Annotated in this window: 1 protein-coding gene and 1 pseudogene; both read right to left on the bottom strand. The window is 70.4% G+C overall.

Annotation, left to right across the window (positions count from 1 at the left end; genetic code table 11):
* Positions 1-286: 286 nt before the first annotated feature.
* Positions 287-670, bottom strand: coding sequence for a Rid family detoxifying hydrolase (locus ACIBK3_RS46780; RefSeq protein ID WP_280909950.1), 384 nt, complete (start codon positions 668-670; stop codon positions 287-289).
* A 47-nt stretch (positions 671-717) separates the two neighbouring features.
* A pseudogene (locus ACIBK3_RS46785) lies at positions 718-1038 on the bottom strand (carboxylesterase/lipase family protein); the annotation flags it as partial.

The raw sequence follows: 1038 nt of genomic DNA on the forward strand, positions 1-1038 counted from the left end.
TCGACCGTGCGCCGGATGCAGAGGACGGCCGTGTCCGACGGGGCCGGGATTTCGGCGTTCAGGAGGCCCGCGCGCACGTATGTGGCCGCGCACACATCGCCCGGCTCGAGCACGCCTGGTGGCACCCACCCCACTGCCTGGAGCACCCGCTCGTGGATGAGACGTACGGGGTGAGCCCCGCGGGGAGGTGCCGGTCGTCCGGCCAGTGCGCACAGGGCGTCAAGCAGGTGCGCCGGCGGAACCCTCAGGTTGGTGCACGCCCTCGTCAGACGACCGGCCATCCTGATCAGTCGTCCAGCACTGCCAGGGCGTCGATCTCGACGAGGAGTCCCGGCGGAAGCTGCATGTAGACGGTGGTGCGGGCGGGGAAGGGCTCGCCGACGGCCGCCGCGTACGCCTCGTTCATCTCGGCCAGGTGGGCGGGGTCGGTGAGGTACACGCGGAGCATCACGACGTCCTGCAGTCCCGCGCCGCTGGCCTTGAGTACGGCGGTGACGTTGCGCAGGGTCTGGGTCGTCTGTTCGGCGACCGTGGTGCCGACGACTTCGCCGGTGGCCGGGTCGAAGGGGAGCTGCCCGGAGACCTGCAGGACGGGGCCCTTGCGGATGCCCTGGGACAGCGGGGCCGGCAGGGAGGGTGCGTTCTCGGTGGTGATGACGGTTCTGGTCATGGGTGTGTCCTTGGGAAGGGGTGAGCAGACCATGCAGGTCTGAGAGGTCAGTTCCAGGCCTGGCGTTCCCGGCTGCGGGGGTCGTCGATCTGGGTCCATTCCGCGTCGATGCGCATGGTGGCCCTGCGTTCGGTGTCGTACGGGTCCCAGCCGGGGTCGCCGGTCCTGGCGAACCGGATCCACGTCTCGTGGACGCGGGTGGCGAAGTTCGCCGGGGGCTTGTCGGGGCCGAGCAGGGCGTTGGGGCCGATGAGCTCCGGCCGGTCCGCGAGGTCGAAGACGAAGGGCAGCTCGACCGCGTGGGTGGCACCGAGCTCTTCGTCCAGAGCGTGGGAGCGCCAGGCGAACTCGTAGGCGTAGGTGGCGGA

Origin of the sequence: Streptomyces sp. NPDC050287, from assembly GCF_044459385.1 — a bacterium.
GTDB lineage: Bacteria > Actinomycetota > Actinomycetes > Streptomycetales > Streptomycetaceae > Streptomyces.

Bases quoted from the DNA above. Each gene is read 5' to 3' on its own strand.
- ACIBK3_RS46780 (WP_280909950.1), bottom strand. From the start codon at position 670: ATGACCAGAACCGTCATCACCACCGAGAACGCACCCTCCCTGCCGGCC.